The 17,869-nt window shown below is 68.6% G+C and carries 16 protein-coding genes; 4 read left to right on the top strand and 12 right to left on the bottom strand.

The window, feature by feature from the left end; all coding sequences use genetic code 11:
• Position 1: 1 nt before the first annotated feature.
• Entirely contained in the window at positions 2 to 1,870 is a 1,869-nt protein-coding gene (mutA, locus tag SBI80_RS15595; RefSeq protein ID WP_318975679.1) for a methylmalonyl-CoA mutase small subunit, read from the bottom strand.
• A gap of 138 nt (positions 1,871 to 2,008) precedes the next feature.
• On the opposite strand from mutA, the gene SBI80_RS15590 reads away from it, so the two are divergent.
• Positions 2,009 to 2,779: a TVP38/TMEM64 family protein gene (locus SBI80_RS15590; protein WP_318975678.1), complete on the top strand. Its 771-nt coding sequence runs from the start codon at positions 2,009 to 2,011 to the stop codon at positions 2,777 to 2,779.
• Positions 2,780 to 2,804: 25 nt separating this feature from the next.
• On the opposite strand, the gene SBI80_RS15585 is transcribed toward SBI80_RS15590, so the two are convergent.
• Together SBI80_RS15585 and SBI80_RS15580 are read right to left on the bottom strand one after the other, a co-directional pair.
• The gene (locus SBI80_RS15585) at positions 2,805 to 4,007 is read right to left on the bottom strand and encodes an SPFH domain-containing protein (RefSeq protein ID WP_318975677.1); all 1,203 of its coding nucleotides are present in this window, start codon (positions 4,005 to 4,007) and stop codon (positions 2,805 to 2,807) included.
• Between the two features lie 17 nt (positions 4,008 to 4,024).
• Positions 4,025 to 4,456, bottom strand: coding sequence for an NfeD family protein (locus SBI80_RS15580; RefSeq protein WP_318975676.1), 432 nt, complete (start codon positions 4,454 to 4,456; stop codon positions 4,025 to 4,027).
• A 59-nt stretch (positions 4,457 to 4,515) separates the two neighbouring features.
• Between SBI80_RS15580 and SBI80_RS15575 the strand changes: the two genes are divergently transcribed.
• The gene (locus SBI80_RS15575; protein WP_318975675.1) at positions 4,516 to 5,391 is read left to right on the top strand and encodes an Rv1486c family protein; all 876 of its coding nucleotides are present in this window, start codon (positions 4,516 to 4,518) and stop codon (positions 5,389 to 5,391) included.
• Here the strand turns inward: SBI80_RS15575 and SBI80_RS15570 are convergent.
• The 9 genes from SBI80_RS15570 to SBI80_RS15530 all read right to left on the bottom strand — a co-directional run bounded on the left by SBI80_RS15570 (position 5,357) and on the right by SBI80_RS15530 (position 14,303).
• Positions 5,357 to 6,415: a ferrochelatase gene (locus SBI80_RS15570; RefSeq protein WP_318975780.1), complete on the bottom strand. Its 1,059-nt coding sequence runs from the start codon at positions 6,413 to 6,415 to the stop codon at positions 5,357 to 5,359. The genes SBI80_RS15575 and SBI80_RS15570 overlap by 35 nt on opposite strands.
• Positions 6,416 to 6,428: 13 nt before the next feature.
• Positions 6,429 to 7,238, bottom strand: coding sequence for an NADH-dependent enoyl-ACP reductase InhA (gene inhA / locus SBI80_RS15565; protein ID WP_318975674.1), 810 nt, complete (start codon positions 7,236 to 7,238; stop codon positions 6,429 to 6,431).
• 42 nt (positions 7,239 to 7,280) lie between these two features.
• Positions 7,281 to 7,997 carry a 3-oxoacyl-ACP reductase FabG1 gene (fabG1, locus tag SBI80_RS15560; RefSeq protein WP_318975673.1) on the bottom strand — a complete coding sequence of 239 codons (717 nt, stop codon included), beginning with the start codon at positions 7,995 to 7,997 and terminating at the stop codon, positions 7,281 to 7,283.
• 76 nt (positions 7,998 to 8,073) lie between these two features.
• Positions 8,074 to 9,081: a VWA domain-containing protein gene (locus SBI80_RS15555; protein WP_318975672.1), complete on the bottom strand. Its 1,008-nt coding sequence runs from the start codon at positions 9,079 to 9,081 to the stop codon at positions 8,074 to 8,076.
• A 54-nt stretch (positions 9,082 to 9,135) separates the two neighbouring features.
• Positions 9,136 to 10,059 (bottom strand): DUF58 domain-containing protein, encoded by a 924-nt coding sequence (locus tag SBI80_RS15550; RefSeq protein WP_318975671.1) that lies wholly within the window; start codon positions 10,057 to 10,059, stop codon positions 9,136 to 9,138.
• A 29-nt stretch (positions 10,060 to 10,088) separates the two neighbouring features.
• On the bottom strand, positions 10,089 to 11,240 hold the full coding sequence (gene moxR1, locus SBI80_RS15545; RefSeq protein WP_318975670.1) for a chaperone MoxR1: 1,152 nt from the start codon (positions 11,238 to 11,240) through the stop codon (positions 10,089 to 10,091).
• Positions 11,241 to 11,399: 159 nt separating this feature from the next.
• Positions 11,400 to 12,092, bottom strand: a complete 693-nt coding sequence (ripB, locus tag SBI80_RS15540) for an NlpC/P60 family peptidoglycan endopeptidase RipB (RefSeq protein ID WP_413232727.1) — start codon at positions 12,090 to 12,092, stop codon at positions 11,400 to 11,402.
• Positions 12,093 to 12,108: 16 nt separating this feature from the next.
• Entirely contained in the window at positions 12,109 to 13,515 is a 1,407-nt protein-coding gene (ripA, locus tag SBI80_RS15535; protein ID WP_318975669.1) for an NlpC/P60 family peptidoglycan endopeptidase RipA, read from the bottom strand.
• 218 nt (positions 13,516 to 13,733) lie between these two features.
• On the bottom strand, positions 13,734 to 14,303 hold the full coding sequence (locus SBI80_RS15530; protein ID WP_318975668.1) for an Rv1476 family membrane protein: 570 nt from the start codon (positions 14,301 to 14,303) through the stop codon (positions 13,734 to 13,736).
• 162 nt (positions 14,304 to 14,465) lie between these two features.
• Between SBI80_RS15530 and acnA the strand changes: the two genes are divergently transcribed.
• Positions 14,466 to 17,267: an aconitate hydratase AcnA gene (gene acnA / locus SBI80_RS15525; RefSeq protein WP_318975667.1), complete on the top strand. Its 2,802-nt coding sequence runs from the start codon at positions 14,466 to 14,468 to the stop codon at positions 17,265 to 17,267.
• A 29-nt stretch (positions 17,268 to 17,296) separates the two neighbouring features.
• On the top strand, positions 17,297 to 17,860 hold the full coding sequence (locus tag SBI80_RS15520; protein WP_318975666.1) for a TetR/AcrR family transcriptional regulator: 564 nt from the start codon (positions 17,297 to 17,299) through the stop codon (positions 17,858 to 17,860).
• The last annotated feature ends 9 nt before the right edge of the window (positions 17,861 to 17,869 follow it).

Raw genomic sequence — 17,869 nt, 5'->3', positions numbered from 1 at the left:
GTCAGGCCCCCAATCGGGTGAGCAGGGTGGACAGTGCGTCGATCGCGTCGATCTTCGCCGTCAGGAATTCGTCGGGCTGGCTCGCGGCGTCCTGCACCGCCTTCGCAGGGCCGGCCAGGTAGACGTGCGCGACACCCGCTGCCCTGGCGGCTTCGGTCACCTCCGACACCTCCTCGGCGTAGCGCGCGTCGGTACCGCAGATCACCGCGACGGCCGGGGTCCCGGCATCGGTCACCGCCTGCGCGACGCCGGCCGCGCCGACCGTACCTGGGTTGACCGTCTCCACCCCGCCGGAGGCCAGCAGATTCGCGGCGAACGTGGCGCGGACGTTGTGTTCGGCGAGTGGACCCACCGGCAGTAGGAGCGCTCGTGGACGGGAGCCGTTGGCGGCGAGGTAGGCATCGGATCTGTCCCGAAGGTCTTCGAACGCGGCGGCGTACCGCTGCACGGCAGAGTCCGAAGTCAGTTGCGGCAGGGGCGCCTCGGTGAGATTCGGGTACTCGTTGACCCCCGTGATGGCCGTCCGACGGTGAGCGATGTCGTCGGCTCGTCGCGTCCGAACTCCGGCGATCTCGGTGACGACGTGATCGCGCGCCGCCTCGAACCCTCCCCTGGCCTCGATCTGCTGGAAATGGCTCCATGCCTCCTCGGCGAGCCTGCGGGTGAGGTCCTCGACGAACCACGACCCGCCTGCGGGGTCCAGCACCCGCCCCACGTGGGACTCCTCCAGCAGCAGGAGTTGGGTGTTGCGGGCCATCCGGCGCGCGAACGTCCTCGCCACCCCGGGCAGACCGCCCGGGATCGAACTGTCGAACTCGAGCACCTGCACGGTGTCCGCACCCCCGACTCCCGCCGCGAAGGCCGCGAGCGTGGTGCGCAACATGTTCACCCAGGGGTCCCGCTGGGCCATCATGGGCCGCGACGTGACGACGTGAACAGTCGCGGCGCCGGCCTCGGGATGCCCGAGCACCTCGGCCACCCTGGCCCAGAGCTGGCGTGCCGCACGCAGTTTCGCGATGGTCATGAACTGGTCGTCGTCCGCGGCGAAGCGGAACGCGATCTGCCGCAGTGCGTCGGGCGCGGTGATCCCGCCGTCACCGAGCACGCGTAGGTAGGCCACGCCCGCCGCGACGGCACCGGCGAGCTCCCAGGAGGCATTGGCGCCCAGGTCGTGCAGAAGAGCTCCGTCGACGGTCACCGTGCGGGCGCCACCTCGATGTTCGGCAAGCTTGGCGGCCGTCGTCACGACCTCTTCGATCGCGGGCGCCGGGCGCCCCACCACGGCCGAGATCAGGGGGTCGGCGCCCAGGTCGATCGACAACCGGCCGCGCGCGTCGTCGTCGAAGTCCGCGATCAACGTCAGCAGCGCGTCGGCGGCCGCGACGACGTCGGCACCGGCGTCGACGATCACCGGCACCAGATCCAGGAACACGCCCTCGAGCAGGCGGTCGAGGTCGGCCGCCGCCACGGCGTCCGGTCCGACGCGAAGCACCAGCGCGCTGACGCCGTCGGCCAGGGCGGCCAGCACCGCCTCGTTGCCGTCGGACACCGCGTTTCGTCCCGGGGCGGGGAACGACTCGGCGACCTTCCAGCCGGACTTCACGTCGCGCAGGGCGTCACCGCCGCGGACGTAGGGCCACCGACCGGGCAGCGGCGGTTCGGGCAACCCATCGAGGCTGGTGTAGAGCGGACGGACCGGGAAGCCCTCGTAGGTCGGTGAGTCGAGCAGTCGTTCGGGTTCGGCGCCGAGGTCGGCGGGGTCCTTGCGGCTGCTCTTGGCGAGGACCCCGGCGACGGCCACCCGCCACGCTTCTCGGTCGGATTCCACGGTGCCCACGCTGGCACTGGACTCCTGTACGGACACCGGCATCTCCCTGTCGTCGCACGTGTGACGGACCACCCGATCATCAGGCTAAATGATGGTGCTCACTCCCCGACGCCGTGGGCAGGAGTGCTTCCGGCATCGTCATCGCGAATCGGTCACAGCGGCCCCGTACCCTTGACAGACGTGAAGCCCGTCGTCAGAACATTGCGCGGGGTCAGCGCGGCGGTCGTCGCGACCGCCAGGCAGATGCCGCGGCGACGCGTCGTGGCCCTTCTGGCCGTCAGTGTGATCCTGGTCGCATTCGTGCTGGTGGTGCCCCTGCCCAGCGCGCTGCAGCTACGGGACTGGGCGACGTCGGTCGGGCCGTGGTTCCCGCTGGCCTTCCTTGCCGCCCACATCGTGGTGACGGTGCTCCCCTTCCCCAGGACGGCGTTCACCCTCTCGGCGGGACTGATGTTCGGTCCCCTGCTCGGCGTCGGCATCGCGTTAGTCGCCAGCACGGTGAGTGCCGTGATTGCCCTGCTGCTGGTCCGCGCCGCCGGTTGGCAGCTCGACCGGCTGGTCCGCCATCCCAGGGTGGATGCGCTGAACGGGCGACTCGAGCGACGGGGCTGGCTGACGGTGCTGTCGATGCGGATGATCCCGGCGGTGCCGTTCTCGGTGCTGAACTACGCCGCGGGAGCGTCCGCGATCCGCCTTCTTCCGTACACGCTGGCCACCATCGTCGGGCTGCTTCCCGGCACCGCTGCCATCGTGATCTTCGGGGACGCGCTGACGGGCAACGTCAGCCCGCTGATGTTCCTGGTGTCGGCAAGCACGGCGGCTCTCGGGATCGTCGGACTGGCCTACGAGGTTCGTAGCCACCGACGTCACCACGGCGGCAATCCGTGTCCCGAACCGCCTGAGTCGCGGACCGAGGACGCCGACAGCGAGAGCCCCGCGGTCGCGCCCTGACCGCGGGACCCTCCGGCCGCGACCGCTACTGACCGTGCCGGGGCGCCTGCGAGTAATCCGTGACCGGCGGCTGTGTCTGCTGCGACAGCGGGGCGTACTGCGGTGACGGGTCGATCGCGCCCGCGACGGGCGTGCGCGCCTCGGCCACCGCCTGCGCTACCGCCTGGGCGATCTCGGGATCGGTCTTGGTGTTGAACCACTCGGCGACCTCGGCGGAGTCGTCCTCGGGCTTGGGCAGATCCTCCTCGACCGGAGACGGCTGATAGCGGAACACGCCGTCCTCGCCAGGCGCGCCGAGCATCTTGGTGAACCCCTGCAGCGCGGTGCCGAAGTCGCTGGGCACCAGCCACACCTTGTTCGCCTCGCCCTTGGCCATCAGGGGCAACGTCTGCAGGTACTGGTAGGCGAGCATCTCGGGGGTCGGACGGCCCGCCTTGATGGCCGCGAACGTCTTCTCGATGGCCTTGGCCTGCCCCTGGGCCTGCAGGTAGGACGCGGCGCGTTCACCCTGCGCGCGCAGCATGCGGGACTGGCGGTCGGCTTCGGCCGCCAGGATTGCTGCCTGCTTGGCGCCCTCGGCGGACAGGATCTGGGCCTGCTTCTGCCCCTCCGCCTGCTTGATCGACGCCTCGCGATTGCCCTCGGCCGTCAGGATCATGGCGCGCTTCTCGCGGTCGGCGCGCATCTGCTTCTCCATCGAATCCTGGATGGAGGGCGGCGGGTCGATCGACCGAAGTTCGACACGGGCCACCCGTAGCCCCCACCGGCCGGTGGCCTCGTCGAGCACGCCGCGCAGCTGGCCGTTGATCTGGTCGCGCGAGGTCAGTGCCTGCTCGAGGGTCATGCCGCCGACCACGTTTCGCAGGGTCGTCGTGGTGAGCTGCTCTACACCGACGATGTAGTTGCTGATCTGGTAGACGGCTGCCTGCGGGTTGGTGACCTGGAAGTAGACGACGGTGTCGATGTTCACCGTGAGGTTGTCCTCGGTGATGACCGGTTGCGGCGGGAATGACACCACCCGCTCCCGCAGGTCCACCCTGGCCCTGATCTTGTCGATGAACGGCAGCAGCAGCGTCAGCTGCCCCGAGACGGTCTTGCTGTAGCGGCCGAGTCGCTCGATCACCGCGGCCTCGGCCTGTGGAATCACCTTGACCGACTTGGCGACCACGATGATCGCGAAGATCACCAGTACCGCGGCCAGCACCAGTCCGAAGACGGCACCCTCCATGACAGTTCCTCCCTCACTCAGATGGTCTTGAATACGACGGCGGTAGCGCCATCGATGCGCATGACGGTCACGTGGTCCCCCGGTTCGTAGACGTCGTCGTCGTACAGGGGCCGCGCGGTCCACACCTCCCCCTCGAGCTTGACCTGGCCCTCGTGTCGGGCGACCCGGTCGAGCACCAGGGCGTTCTTGCCCTCGAGCGCCCGCATCGGCTCGGGAAGTCCGGTACCGGCGGTGAACCGGCGGCGCAGGGTGGGCCGCACCAACACCAACAGCAGGATCGACACCGCTGCGAACACCGCGCCGTCGACCCAGACCGGTCCGCCGAACAGGGCGGCGGCGCCCGCGGCCGAGAGCGCCCCACCGCTGAGCATCAACAGGAACAAATCACCGGTCAGCGCCTCCGCGCCGGCCAGCGCCAGCGCCGCGACCAGCCAGATCAGTGCTGCCATGGCGCCAGCCTACTGTGAATCCCGCTTGCCAAGCCGTCAACAACTACACTGCGTGCATCATGTGGTGCCCCAGTGTCTCCCTCTCGGTTTGGGCCAACGCCTGGCTCGCCGGCGCCGCTGCGCCCGACGACGTTCTCGATGCGTTATCCCTTTGGGCGCCAAGACATTCCGTCACGGCCTACGATTCGGTGGCGGCTGGCCGGACGGGTCTGCCGTGGCCGGATCTCACCGACGCCGGAGTGGTCTCGCTGCTGCAGACGCTGCGGACCGCGGCAGGTTCACCGGCCGGCGAACCGGTGCTGGCCGTGGCGTTGCCGATCCCGGGCGACGTGCGCGGGCTGCCGGCGGGCACGCAGTTCACGGCCGACGCCATCTCGGCCGGTGAGGCCATCACCGTGAGCCACCCGGGAGGCGGCGCGGTGGGACTGGTCCCCGAGTTCGCCTACGACGAGAGCGACCCCGACTACGACCAGACCGATGACGAGTCGAGCGAGCACTTCGCCGAGCCGGTCGCGCTGGCGTGGACGGTCTACTCGCTGCCGACGGTCCCGTTCGGTGAGCACTTCGACCTCGGGCACGCCGAGTACGAACTGCGTGCCGCGGTGCGTTCGGCCGCCGATGCGCTCGGCACGCTGCGGGCCGGGATGACGTCCTTGGACGTCGCCGATCCGCGCGGCCTGGTCGAGCAGGTGCTGGAGTCGGCACGGCTGCACCGGGCCCCCGACCACGCCCCGGAACGGGCGCTGCGAGTGCTGGAGAACGCCGCTCACGTCGACGCGATCATCACCGTCAGTTCGGGATTGATGCCGATCGGCTTGCAGTCGTCCTCGGAGATGCAGATCGCCAACGACGCGCTGCGCCCCCTGGCAGGGGTGGTGCGGTCGGCCCGGCTGGCTGCCGTCAGCGCGATCCTGCAGTCGGCGTGGCGAAGGTAGCGACGCACCGCGGCGAGGACGGGCACGGCGTGCCGTCGACGTTGAAACCGCAGCCCGCCACCGCGTCGGGTCCCGGCACCCGCGACGGCGTCCGGCCCGTGCGCATCTCGTCGATCAGGTCGAGGATCAGCCTGGCGTAGCGCGGGTCCGCGTTGGGCGTCGTCGCGCGCGCCAGCGCGATGCCGGCCGCGTCTGCCTGCTCGCGCAGCTCGTTGTCCAGATCCCAGACCACTTCGATGTGATCGGCGACGAAGCCGATCGGGCACACCACGACGGCCTTCGTGCCCGCGTCGGCGAGCGCCGAGAGGTGATCGCCGACATCGGGTTCCAGCCACGGCACCTGCGGGGGGCCAGACCGCGACTGCCACACCTGGTCGTAGTCGGTGCACCCCACCGCGTCGGCGACGAGCCGGCTCGCGTAGGCCACCTGACGGCTGTAGAGCCGTGGGCCCTGACGCTCGTCGGCGGCGATCGGCACCGAGTGAGCGGTGAACACCGTCCTGGCGTCGTCGCGCAGCTCGTCGGGCAGCGACGCCCGAGCGGCCGTGATGCCGTCGGCGAACATCTCGACGAGCAGCGGATGGTCGAAGTAGTGGCGCAGCTTCACCAGCTCTGGTGCGCCCTCCCCGACCACCGCACGGGCCCGCGCCACGTCCTCGTTGTACTGCGTGCACCCGGAGTAGCCACCCCAGGCCGACGTCACGAAGACCGCGGCGCGCCGGATCCCGTCGTCACGCATCCTGGCGACGGTGTCCTCGACGAACGGATCCCAGTTGCGGTTGCCGAAGTAGATCGGCAGCACCTCGCCGCGGGCGTCCAACTCGGTCCGCAGCTGCTCGATCAGGGCACGGTTGATGCCGTTGATCGGTGACACCCCACCGAAGTGGTAGTAGTGCTCGGCGACGCCGTCGAGCCGCTCGGGCGGGATGTTCCTGCCGCGAGTCACGTTCTCCAGGAACGGCCGGACCTGTTCGGGTCCCTCGGGTCCACCGAAGGACAGCACCAAGATGGCGTCGAAGTCCATGGGCGTCAAGCCGTCACAGCAGCTGGGTGTGGGCGCCACCGTCGGCGTAGACGACCGTGCCGGTGGTGGCGGGCAACCAGTCGGACAGCAGGGCGCAGACCGTCTTCGCCACCGGCGTCGGATCCTTCATGTTCCAGCCGATCGGAGCGCGCTGATCCCAGCCCTCCTCGAGGAGCTTCATCTGGTCGCCCGCCTCGGCACCGAGGGCGCCGCCGACGATGGCGCTCATCGCCAGCGTCCGGATCGGGCCTGCGGCAACCAGATTCGAGCGCACGCCGTACGCACCCGCTTCACGGGCGACGAAGCGGTTGACGGACTCCAGCGCACTCTTGGCCACGGTCATCCAGTTGTAGCCGGGCATGGCGCGGGTCGGGTCGAAGTCCATGCCGACGATGCCACCGCCGCGATTCATGATCGGCAGCGTCGCCTTGGCCAGCGAGGCGTAGGAGTAAGCCGAGATGTGGATGCCCTTGGCGACGTCGGCGTAGGGGGCGTCGAAGAACGGGTTGATGCCCATGCCGGTCTGCGGCATGAAGCCGATCGAGTGCACGACGCCGTCGAGCTTGTTGCCCTCCCCGATGACCTCGGTGACGCGGCCGGCAAGGCTGGCCAGGTGATCGTCGTTCTGCACGTCCAGCTCGAGCAGTGGCGCCGGGTTCGGCAGCCGGTCGGCGATCCGCTGGATGAGCTTCATCCGGTCGAAGCCGGTCAGCACCAGCTCGGCGCCGGCCTCCTGGGCCACCTTCGCGACGTGAAAGGCGATCGACGAGTCCGTGATGATGCCCGTGACCAGGATGCGCTTGCCTTCGAGAAACCCTGCCATGTCAGTCCTTTGCGTCCGTTGAAGAGAATGTCGCGGTCGGTCTCAGTGACCCATGCCCATGCCGCCGTCGACGGGGATGACCGCCCCGGCGATGTAGCCGGCGTCCTCGGAGGCCAGGAAGCTGACCGCACCGGCGACCTCCTCGGCCGTGCCGACCCGCTTGGCGGGGATGAAATCCAGTGCGCCCGCCTGGATTCGCTCGTCCAGGGAGCGGGTCATCTCGGTGTCGATGTAGCCGGGAGCGACGACATTGGCGGTGACGCCGGCCTTCGACAGCTCGCGGGAGATCGAACGGGCCATGCCGATCAGCCCGGCCTTGGCCGCCGCGTAGTTCGCCTGATTGCCGATGCCCCACATGCCGGATACCGACCCGATGTAGATGATCCGGCCGAATCGCTTGCGCTGCATGCTGCGCGACGCCCGCTGCGTCACCCGGAACGCCCCGGTCAGGTTGGCGTCGATCACCTCGGTGAACCGCTCTTCGGTCATCCGCATTAGGAACGCGTCCTTGGAGATGCCGGCGTTGGACACCAGGACCTCGACCGGACCCTGATGCTCCTCGACCTCGGTGAACGCCCGGTCGACCGCGGCGCTGTCGGTGACGTCGCATTCGACGCCGAAGAGGCCCTCGGGGGCACCGGATCCGCGATGGGTGACGGCGACCCGATGGCCGTCCGCGGCGAGCCGCTGTGCGATCGCCAGACCGATGCCGCGATTGCCGCCGGTGACCAGAACGGAGCGCGAAACGAACTCACCCATGCATTGCTCCTCGCGTGCGCAACATGCACGCCAACCTATCGTCTCGCCTGGCCCCCGCTAAAATCGGCCGTGCGAGTCATCCCGGCAGACGCCGGTTGATCAGCAGGGCCGCCAGCGCCGCGAGCGCGAGCACCAGGGAGCCCAGCCGCAGCCATCCCACGCTGGCGTCACCCTTGACGGTCTCGTAGCCGATCTGTTCCTGCAGCGAGGTGAAGACTGCCTTGAGCTGTTCCAGGCTCGACGCGGTGTAGGCGTTGCCGCCCGACAGCTGTGCGATCTTCTGCAGCATCTCGTCGTCGACCGGCACGGGTTGCCGCTGGTCCTGGATCTCGACGTAGCCGTACTTGGTGCCGAAGGACACCGTGGAGATCGGCACGCCCTGGTCCTGCGCGGTGCGGGCCGCGGTGTAGGCACCCTTCGGGTTGTCCGGGTTCGACGGCACCGTCTCCTTGCCGTCGGACATCAGCACGATGCGCGCGGGCGGCGGAGCGTCGCCACCACCGATCACCGCGCCGACCGTCGCGATGGCCTGCAGGGCCGTAAAGATGCCCTCGCCCGTCGCGGTCCGGTCGGCCAGCTGGAGCTTGTCGATGGCGGCCTTGCTGGCCTCGCGGTTGGTGGTCGGCGAGACCAGCACGGTCGCGGTGCCCGCGTAGGCGATCAGCCCGAGGTTGATGCCCGGGGTCAACTGGTCGGCGAACTGCTTGGCGGCTTCCTGCGCGGCGGCGAGCCGGCTCGGCGCCACGTCGGTGGCGCGCATCGACTGCGACACGTCGATCACCAGCATCACCACGGCGCGGTTGCGCGGGATCCGCACGTCGTTGGTGGGGCCTGCCATCGCGATCGTGAACAGCACCAGCGAGAGCACCAGCAGCACCGCGGACAAATGCCGCCACCGGGCCGGGCGCTTGGGGGCCACGCTCTCGAGCAGCTCCATGTTGGCGAAGCGCAGCATCCGCTTCTGGCGGGCCACCTGCACGATCACGTACAGGGCCACCAGCCCGAGCACGACGAGGAGGAACAGGAAGAACCACGGGTTCTTGAAGCCCGACAGGCTCATCGGGCCGAGGATCGGTAATGTCATGTGCTACTTGTCATTTCATTGATCGGTCGGCAAGCGCTCATCGGATCGCTCCGGTCATCGGGAGGCGAGCGCCCCACGGCGGCGGTCGGCAACGAACCGGACGACGTCGGCGATCCAGTCGCGGTCGGTGCGCAGGGTCAGCAGGGGCGCGTCACAGCGGCGCAGGGTGCGGGCGACGTCGTCGCGGTGTGCGGACGCCGCCTTGGCGAAGTCGGCGCGCAACTGGGCGTCGATGGTGAACTCCCGCGTGATGCCACTCTCGGTGTCCTGCAGCACCACGTCGCCGACGTCGGGCAGTTCGACGTCCCGCGGATCGATCACCTCGATCCCGAGCACCTCGTGGCGCCCGGCGATGGCCCGCAGCGGCCGCATCCAGTTGATCGGGCCGAGGAAGTCGCTGATGATCACGGCCATCCCCCGCCGCCGCTCGGGCCGGCGCAGGGCGTCGATGGCGGTGGCCAGATCGCCGCGCACGCCGAGCGGCGCGCGCGGCATGGTGGCGATGGCCCTCAGTAGCTCGTGTTCGTGGATCCGCCCGCTCAGCGCGGGCACCCGCCGGGTGGACTCACCGTTGGTGATCACCGCGCCGAGGCGGTTGCCGCCGCCGCTGTTGAGGAACGCGATGGCCGCTGCAGCCGCGACCGCCAGATCACGCTTCTCGCACCCGGCGGTGCCGAAGTCCAGGCTGGCCGACACGTCGACCACGAGCCAGGTCTCCAGCTCGCGGTCGGCGATCATCTGGCGCACATGGGGCGTGGTGGTACGCGCAGTCACCGACCAGTCCATCCGGCGTACGTCGTCACCGGGCTGGTAGACCCGGGAGTCCCCCGGTTCAGAACCCGGTCCCGGCACCAGTCCCTGGTGATCGCCGTGCAGGACGCCGTCGAGCTTGCGGCGCACGGTCAGCTCCAGCTTGCGCAGGGCGGCCGAGAGTTCCGGGTCCCGGATCTGACCGCGTTGCAGCGACGGCAGATCCACCCGGGACGACGGCCCCCCAGATGACCGGGTCACCGACCGCCGGCCGCCGCCGGGGTGGGCATCGCGGGCGGCGCCGAGTGTCCGGCCGCCGGACCCTGTTGCGGAATGGCGTTGACCTGCGGCAGCGCCACGGTCTGCATGATCCGGTTGATCACGGTTTCGGCGGAGACCTCGTCGGCAAGCGCGTCGTAGGTCAACACGAGGCGATGCCGCAGCACGTCGGGGATGACCTCGACGACGTCCTGCGGGATGACATAGTCGCGGCCGCGCACCAGGGCCAGCGCGCGCGACGCGGCGATGATCCCGAGCGAGGCACGCGGCGAGGCGCCGTAGGCGATCCACGACTTGGCGTCGGGCATGCCGAACTTCTCGGGTTCACGGGTGGCGGTGACGATCCGCACGACGTAGTCGACGAGTGCGTGGTGCACGAAGATGCCCGACGCGATGTCCTGCAGCCGCAACAGGTCACCGGTGTTAAGGATCTGCTTGGGCTGCGGCGGGGTGACACCCATCCGGTAGATGATCTCGCGTTCTTCCTCCGGCGTCGGGTAGTCGACGTTGAGCTTGAACAGGAAGCGGTCCCGCTGAGCCTCGGGCAGCGAGTAGACGCCCTCCTGCTCGATCGGGTTCTGCGTGGCCATCACCAGGAAGGGGCTCGGAAGCGGGAAGGTCTTGCCACCGAGGGACACCTTGCGCTCGGCCATGACCTCAAGCAGGGCGGACTGCACCTTGGCCGGGGCGCGGTTGATCTCGTCGGCGAGCAGGAAGTTGACCATGACGGGGCCGAGTTCGATGTCGAACTCCTCCTTGCCGACCCGGTAGATGCGGGTACCGACGATGTCGGTGGGCACCAGGTCGGGGGTGAACTGGATGCGCGCGAACGTGCCGCCGACGACCTTGGCGAAGGTCTCCACCGCGAGGGTCTTGGCCACACCGGGCACGCCCTCGAGGAGTACGTGGCCCTTGGCGAGCAGACCGACGAGCATCCGCTCGACGAGCTGGTCCTGGCCGACGATGATGCGCTTGACCTCGAAGATGGCCCGCTCCAGCGTGTGCACCTCTTGCTGCAGGCCGCCGTTCGTGGACGGGGGCTGCTGGGGTCCGCCGGCGCTGAACCCCTGCGTGGGAGCTTGCCCGGGGAAGCCTCCTGCACCCTGCGGCGGCCCACTCGGTGACGTCATTGGCGTTTCCTCCCACATGTTTCTGGTCCGGCGATCATCGGGGACCGCCGGTCTCGTGTTGCTGCGCGTGGCGCCAGAGCCACTCGGCGGACGCTTCTCGGTCAACTATTCCAGGCACTTCGGGATCCGTCGACGTGCCCCGCCCCGGGGCGGTCCTGATCAGGACTCGATGAACCGGACCAGGTGCGGTGACATGCCCGCAGTGCGCACCGGGCTGACGGTGACCTTCTCGGCGCTGCCGGATGCCTCGAGCATCTTGCCGCCGCCGAGGAAGATCGCGACGTGCTGGCTGCCGCCGGGGCCGTAGAAGATGAGATCGCCGCGCTTGGCCTGCGACGGCGGGATCGGCCGGCCGGAGTCGTACTGGTCACCGGAGTACTTCGGGATCGGCACGCCGACGCCGGCGAATGCGTACCGGGTCAGGCCCGAGCAGTCGAAGCCGATCTTGCCGGTGTCGTAGTCGACGCCCTCGCTGGGCCCGGTCAGTGAACCACCGCCCCAGGAATACGGCACCCCCATCTGCGAGCCGGCCCGGCGGATGACGTACTCGATGGCCTGGGGTCCGCGGACCCGGCCGCCGACGGCGGCCGTCGGGCTGCTGGCCAGACCCAGGCTCGCGAGGAACTGGTGGCCCAGGCTCTGGGTGGTCTGCAGCGCGATCTGGCTGGCCTGGAACGACGCATTGGCGATGGCGACGGGGTCACCGGGTGCTCCGGAGCTCGGCCGCTGCGGCAGGGTCGGGTCCCACCCCGGGTCCGGGTCGGCCCACGCCGGAGCCGTCGCCCCGAAGGTGAGCAGGACCGCGCATGACGCAATGGCCAGGGCGATGAGGAGGCGAATGGGCTTGATCACGAACAAGAGACCACCATCAGTATTCGATGTAGCGCACGACGTAGGGCGTCATGCCGCTGGTGCGGACGGGTGACACCTTCACGGTCGAGCCGGTGTACGGCGCCTCCAGCATCTGACCGTTGCCGAGGTACAGGGTGACGTGCTGACTGCCGCCGGGGCCGTAGAAGATGACGTCGCCGCGACGCATCTGCGACGAGGGGATCTTGCGGCCCAGCTCGTACTGCGCACCGGAGTAGTGCGGCAACTTGATGCCCACGCCGGCGAATGCGTACAGGATCAGGCCCGAGCAGTCGAAGCCGGTCGTACCCGCACCGGAGTCGATGCCGCGGCTGGGACCGACGGCGTTTCCGCCACCCCACGAGTACGGCACGCCTAGCTGCGAACCCGCCCGCTGGATGACGTATTCGGCGGCTTGCCTGCCGTAGACCCGGGGAATCGCCCCGTTGGTGTAACCCGCTGGGGTGGGCAGGATCCCGAGCTTCTGCAGGAACGACCGGCCCATCTCCTGGGTGGCCTGCGCCGAGGTGGTGGCGATGCCGAGGATGGTGTTGATGATCGCGATGGGGTCACCGCTGACGAACGCGCTGGGGATCGCCGGCAGGGTGGTGTCCCAGCCCGTGTCCGCCGCGGCCTGGCCGGGCGCCGCGGCGGAGGGGTCGCGGTCCCAGTTGGTCGACGGAGCGGCCGCTGTCGCGGGGGCCGCGACGGGGGCGGCCGCCTTGGTGATCGGTGCCGACCACTCGCGGGCCGCGGCGAGCTTGGCCTGGGCGTCGGACCGCTCGGCGACGAGGCGGTCCAACTCCGCCTGTTGGTCCTTGAACGTCTGCTGCGCCTGGGTCAGGGAGGTGACGGCCGCGTCCTGGCTGGCTTGGGCGTCCACGACGGCCTGGTCGGCCTTCTGCTTGGACAGCCGGGCGGCGGACTCCCGGTTGACCTGCTCGGTGCGGGCGCGCTGAAGATCCGAGATCGCCTGTTCGGTGCTGACGCTGAGCGTGTGGCCGACCGCGGTCGTGTCGAGGATGTCGGCGGGGTCCTTGGCGGTGACGTAGGACGCCGAGGGTCCGTTGACGTAGGTCGACGCCGCGAAGGCGTCGAAGTGCCGCTGTGCGGCGTCGATGGCCGCATTGGCGTCCTCGAGCGCGGCCTTACTGGCGTCGACCTCGCGCTGGGCTGCCGCGGCGGCGTCCCGCGCGCTCTGGACGTCGACGATGGACTTGTTGACGCTCTCCTGTTCCGCCTGGATGTTCGCGCCGAGTTCCTGCAGCTTCTGGTCTGCGTTCGCGACGGCTGCCACCAGCCCGGCGATCGCGCCCGGGCTCGTGGGCTCGGCGGTCGCGACTGCCACGCCGTAGGTGAACACGGACGTCACGAGGACACCGCATGCGAGTGAACCCGCAATCGAGGCGCGAATGGTGCGTCTCATTGGACTCCGTCTCCTATGGCTCCACGCGAACGTGATGGCACGTTCGTCCGGCCCCTGCAGTCACAAATGTCACACAAATCACAACTGCAACAGCAGGCGCCTTCTGCACCGTACGTCACAACGGACGCCAAGGAAACGCCAGCAGAAAATTACATGTTTGTAATTGATCCGAAGTTATCGAAAGGTGATCTTGGAATTCCCAAACGCCGCCGACGGCGTCAGTCGTGCACCCGCGCAGGCAATTCCGCGGCATTGCGGTTCTTGGCCCGGACCTGCAAGAAACGAGTCGCCACCGCCGCCAGGGCGACACCGACGACTAGCACGATCGTGAAAGGCGTCCACGGGAAATGTGGCGTCGTCAATTCCTTCAGGAAATTCTGTGACGCCACGACGGGACTACCGCTGACTTTTGCAATGTCCTGCCCGGCTTCGAGCGTCACCCGATCGAATGACGGGCTGTAGGTACCGGCGAAGGACGGACTCAGCACCAGCACCGTCGAGCCCGGGTAGGCCTGACCCACGTCGGTCGCGATGTCGCGCAGCGGCGTCTCGATGGGCGGGTTCTGATCGAGCACCACGATCTTGAGATCGATGCCCTGCTGCTTGGCGTCGGAGACGACCTGGGCCAGCCCGGCGTTGGCGGGCGAGGCAGGGGCGCTGACGCCGTCTTGGCGCAGGTCCGCCTTGACGAGGTCCAGGCACGCATCGGGCGGCGTCGTGCCGGGATCCCGACCGACTGCCTCGCACACCTGCGACGGGATGAACAGCGGCACCTGCGGAGTCGTCACGTGGCAGACGGTACCGCGACGAACGGTCGATCTGGTGGCAGCACGCCCGGGTTAGGGGAAGGATGGGCCCCGCACCGCGATCGCATACAGGACAAGCGTACTGTTGGAATCGTTACCGCTGCGACACAGCCCGTCGTAGCGAAGATCGAACTGGGAGTTGATGTGACCAGCGTTAATTCGTTCGGAGCCCACGACACGTTGAAGGTCGGCGACGAGGCGTACGAGATCTACCGCTTGGACGCGGTACCCGGGACCGAGAAGCTGCCCTATAGCTTGAAGGTCCTGGCCGAGAACCTGCTCCGCACCGAAGACGGCGCCAACATCACCAAGGATCACATCGAGGCCATCGCGAACTGGGATCCGTCCGCCGACCCGAGCATCGAGATCCAGTTCACCCCGGCCCGAGTGATCATGCAGGACTTCACCGGCGTGCCCTGCATCGTCGACCTGGCCACCATGCGCGAGGCCGTCGGCGATCTGGGCGGTGACGCCGAGAAGGTCAACCCGCTGGCTCCCGCCGAACTGGTCATCGACCACTCCGTCATCGTCGACGTCTTCGGCAACGCCGGCGCCTTCGAACGCAATGTCGAGATCGAGTACGGCCGCAATGGCGAGCGCTACCAGTTCCTGCGCTGGGGCCAGGGCGCGTTCGACGACTTCAAGGTCGTCCCCCCGGGCACCGGCATCGTGCACCAGGTCAACATCGAGTACCTCGCCCGCACCGTGATGGTGCGCGACGGGGTCGCCTACCCGGACACCTGTGTGGGCACCGACAGCCACACCACGATGGTCAACGGCCTCGGCGTGCTCGGCTGGGGCGTCGGTGGCATCGAGGCCGAGGCGGCCATGCTGGGCCAGCCGGTCTCGATGCTCATCCCCCGCGTGGTCGGATTCAAGCTGTCCGGCGAGATCAAGCCGGGCGTCACCGCGACCGACGTCGTGCTCACCGTGACCGACATGCTGCGCAAGCACGGCGTGGTCGGCAAGTTCGTCGAGTTCTACGGCAAGGGCGTGGCCGAGGTGCCGTTGGCCAACCGCGCCACCCTCGGCAACATGAGCCCCGAATTCGGTTCCACCGCCGCGATCTTCCCCATCGACTCGGTCACCATCGACTACCTGCGCCTGACCGGGCGCACCGAGCAGCAACTGGCGCTGGTCGAGGCGTACGCCAAGGCCCAGGGCATGTGGCACGACGCCGACGAGGAGCCGGTGTTCTCCGAGTACCTCGAGCTGGACCTGTCCACCGTGGTGCCGTCGATCTCCGGCCCGAAGCGTCCGCAGGATCGCATCGAGCTGACGGACGCCAAGAACGCCTTCCGCAAGGACATCCACAACTACGTCGAGGAGAACCACCCGGCGCCCGAGACCAAGCTCGACGAGGCGGTGGAGGAATCCTTCCCCGCCAGCGACCCGGTCTCGCTGTCGTTCGCCGACGACGGTGCGATCGACGTGCAATCGGCGGCCAACGGCGCCGAGGGCAGGCCGTCCAAGCCCATCAAGGTCACCACCCCCGAACAGGGTGAATTCGTGCTCGACCACGGCGCAGTGGTGGTCGCCGCGATCACTTCCTGCACCAACACCTCCAACCCGTCGGTCATGCTGGGCGCCGCGCTGTTGGCCCGCAACGCCGTCGAGAAGGGCCTGTCGACCAAGCCGTGGGTCAAGACCTCGATGGCGCCGGGTTCGCAGGTCGTCAGCGACTACTACGACAAGGCGGGCGTCTGGCCCTACCTGGAGAAGCTGGGCTTCTTCCTGGTCGGCTACGGCTGCACCACCTGCATCGGCAACACCGGCCCGCTGCCCGAGGCCATCTCCAAGGCCATCAACGACAACGATCTCTCGGTCACCGCGGTGCTGTCCGGCAACCGCAACTTCGAGGGCCGCATCTCCCCCGACGTCAAGATGAACTACCTGGCCTCGCCGCCGCTGGTCATCGCCTACGCGCTCGCCGGGACCATGGACTTCGACTTCGAGACCGACCCGCTCGGCCAGGACGGTGACGGCAACGACGTGTTCCTCAAGGACATCTGGCCGTCGTCCAAGGAGATCTCGGACGTCATCGCCTCCTCGATCAACCAGAAGATGTTCACCGACAGCTATGCCGACGTGTTCAAGGGCGACGAGCGCTGGCAGAACCTGCCGACGCCGGAGGGCAAGACCTTCGACTGGGATCCGAAGTCGACCTACGTACGCAAGCCTCCGTACTTCGACGGCATGCCCGCCGATCCGGCGCCGGTCGAGGACATCAAGGGCGCCAGAGTGCTTGCGCTGCTTGGTGACTCGGTGACCACCGACCACATCTCGCCGGCCGGCAACATCAAGCCGGGCACGCCGGCCGCGCAGTACCTCGAGGAGAACGGCGTCGAGCGCAAGGACTACAACTCCTACGGCTCTCGCCGCGGCAACCACGAGGTCATGATTCGCGGCACGTTTGCCAACATCCGGCTGCGCAACCAGCTGCTCGACGACGTGTCCGGCGGCTACACCCGCGACTTCACCCAGGATGGCGGGCCACAGTCCTTCATCTACGACGCCGCACGAAACTATGCGGCCCAGGGCATTCCGCTGGTCGTGCTGGGCGGCAAGGAGTACGGCTCCGGTTCCTCGCGGGACTGGGCCGCCAAGGGCACCAGCCTGCTCGGAGTGCGCGCCGTGATCACCGAGTCCTTCGAGCGCATCCACCGCTCCAACCTGATCGGCATGGGCGTGGTACCGCTGCAGTTCCCCGCCGGTGAGTCCGCGGCGTCGTTGAAGCTCGACGGCACCGAGACGTTCGACATCGAGGGCATCGAGGCGCTGAACGGCGGCTCGACCCCGAAGACGATGCACGTCACGGCCACCAAGGAGGACGGCAGCAAGGTGGAGTTCGACGCAGTGGTCCGCATCGACACCCCCGGCGAGGCCGACTACTACCGCAACGGCGGCATCCTGCAGTACGTGCTGCGAAACATGCTCAGGGCCTAGCCCAGCGCCCAATGAGTTAGGGGCCTTCGTTGCCACGGGTGACCGACGATCATCTGGCGGCGCGCCGTCGTCAGATCCTCGACGGCGCCCGCCGGTGCTTTGCGCAGTACGGATACGAGAGTGCGACCGTGCGGCGGCTCGAACAGACCATCGGGCTGTCGCGCGGCGCCATCTTCCACCACTTCCGCGACAAGGACACGTTGTTCTTCGAGCTGGCACGCGAGGATGCCGAGCGCATGGCGGAAGTCGCGTCGCGCGAGGGCTTGATTCAGGTGATGCGCGACCTGCTCGCCGCACCGGAGCAGTTCGACTGGCTCGCCACGCGTCTGGAGATCGCCAGAAAGCTGCGCAACGACCCGGCGTTCCACCGGGGATGGGCGGAGCGGTCGGCGGAGTTGTCCGAGGCAACCACCGAGCGGCTACGCAAGCAGAAGAAGGCCGGGCGACTGCGCGAGGACGTGCCCAGCGACGTCCTGCAGACCTATCTGGATCTGGTCCTCGACGGGCTCGTCGCCAGACTCGCGTCCGGCGACGACCCTGTGAGGTTGAGTGCCGTCCTCGACCTGGTCGAGGATTCGGTTCGCCAGCAGTAGCGCCGTGCG

It is taken from the genome of Mycolicibacterium sichuanense (assembly GCF_033741125.1).
In the GTDB taxonomy this organism is placed as follows: Bacteria; Actinomycetota; Actinomycetes; order Mycobacteriales; family Mycobacteriaceae; genus Mycobacterium.
The sequence above is the reverse complement of the archived record's forward strand: the minus strand, read 5'-3'. Positions and strand labels throughout refer to the sequence as shown.

Excerpts from the sequence above, each read along its gene's own strand:
- mutA (WP_318975679.1), bottom strand. The coding sequence starts at position 1,870 with ATGCCGGTGTCCGTACAGGAGTCCAGTGCCAGCGTGGGCACCGTGGAA.
- SBI80_RS15585 (WP_318975677.1), bottom strand. The coding sequence starts at position 4,007 with ATGGAGGGTGCCGTCTTCGGACTGGTGCTGGCCGCGGTACTGGTGATC.
- SBI80_RS15580 (WP_318975676.1), bottom strand. The coding sequence starts at position 4,456 with ATGGCAGCACTGATCTGGCTGGTCGCGGCGCTGGCGCTGGCCGGCGCG.
- SBI80_RS15575 (WP_318975675.1), top strand. The coding sequence starts at position 4,516 with ATGTGGTGCCCCAGTGTCTCCCTCTCGGTTTGGGCCAACGCCTGGCTC.
- SBI80_RS15570 (WP_318975780.1), bottom strand. The coding sequence starts at position 6,415 with ATGGACTTCGACGCCATCTTGGTGCTGTCCTTCGGTGGACCCGAGGGA.
- inhA (WP_318975674.1), bottom strand. The coding sequence starts at position 7,238 with ATGGCAGGGTTTCTCGAAGGCAAGCGCATCCTGGTCACGGGCATCATC.
- fabG1 (WP_318975673.1), bottom strand. The coding sequence starts at position 7,997 with ATGGGTGAGTTCGTTTCGCGCTCCGTTCTGGTCACCGGCGGCAATCGC.
- SBI80_RS15555 (WP_318975672.1), bottom strand. The coding sequence starts at position 9,081 with ATGACATTACCGATCCTCGGCCCGATGAGCCTGTCGGGCTTCAAGAAC.
- moxR1 (WP_318975670.1), bottom strand. The coding sequence starts at position 11,240 with ATGACGTCACCGAGTGGGCCGCCGCAGGGTGCAGGAGGCTTCCCCGGG.
- ripA (WP_318975669.1), bottom strand. The coding sequence starts at position 13,515 with ATGAGACGCACCATTCGCGCCTCGATTGCGGGTTCACTCGCATGCGGT.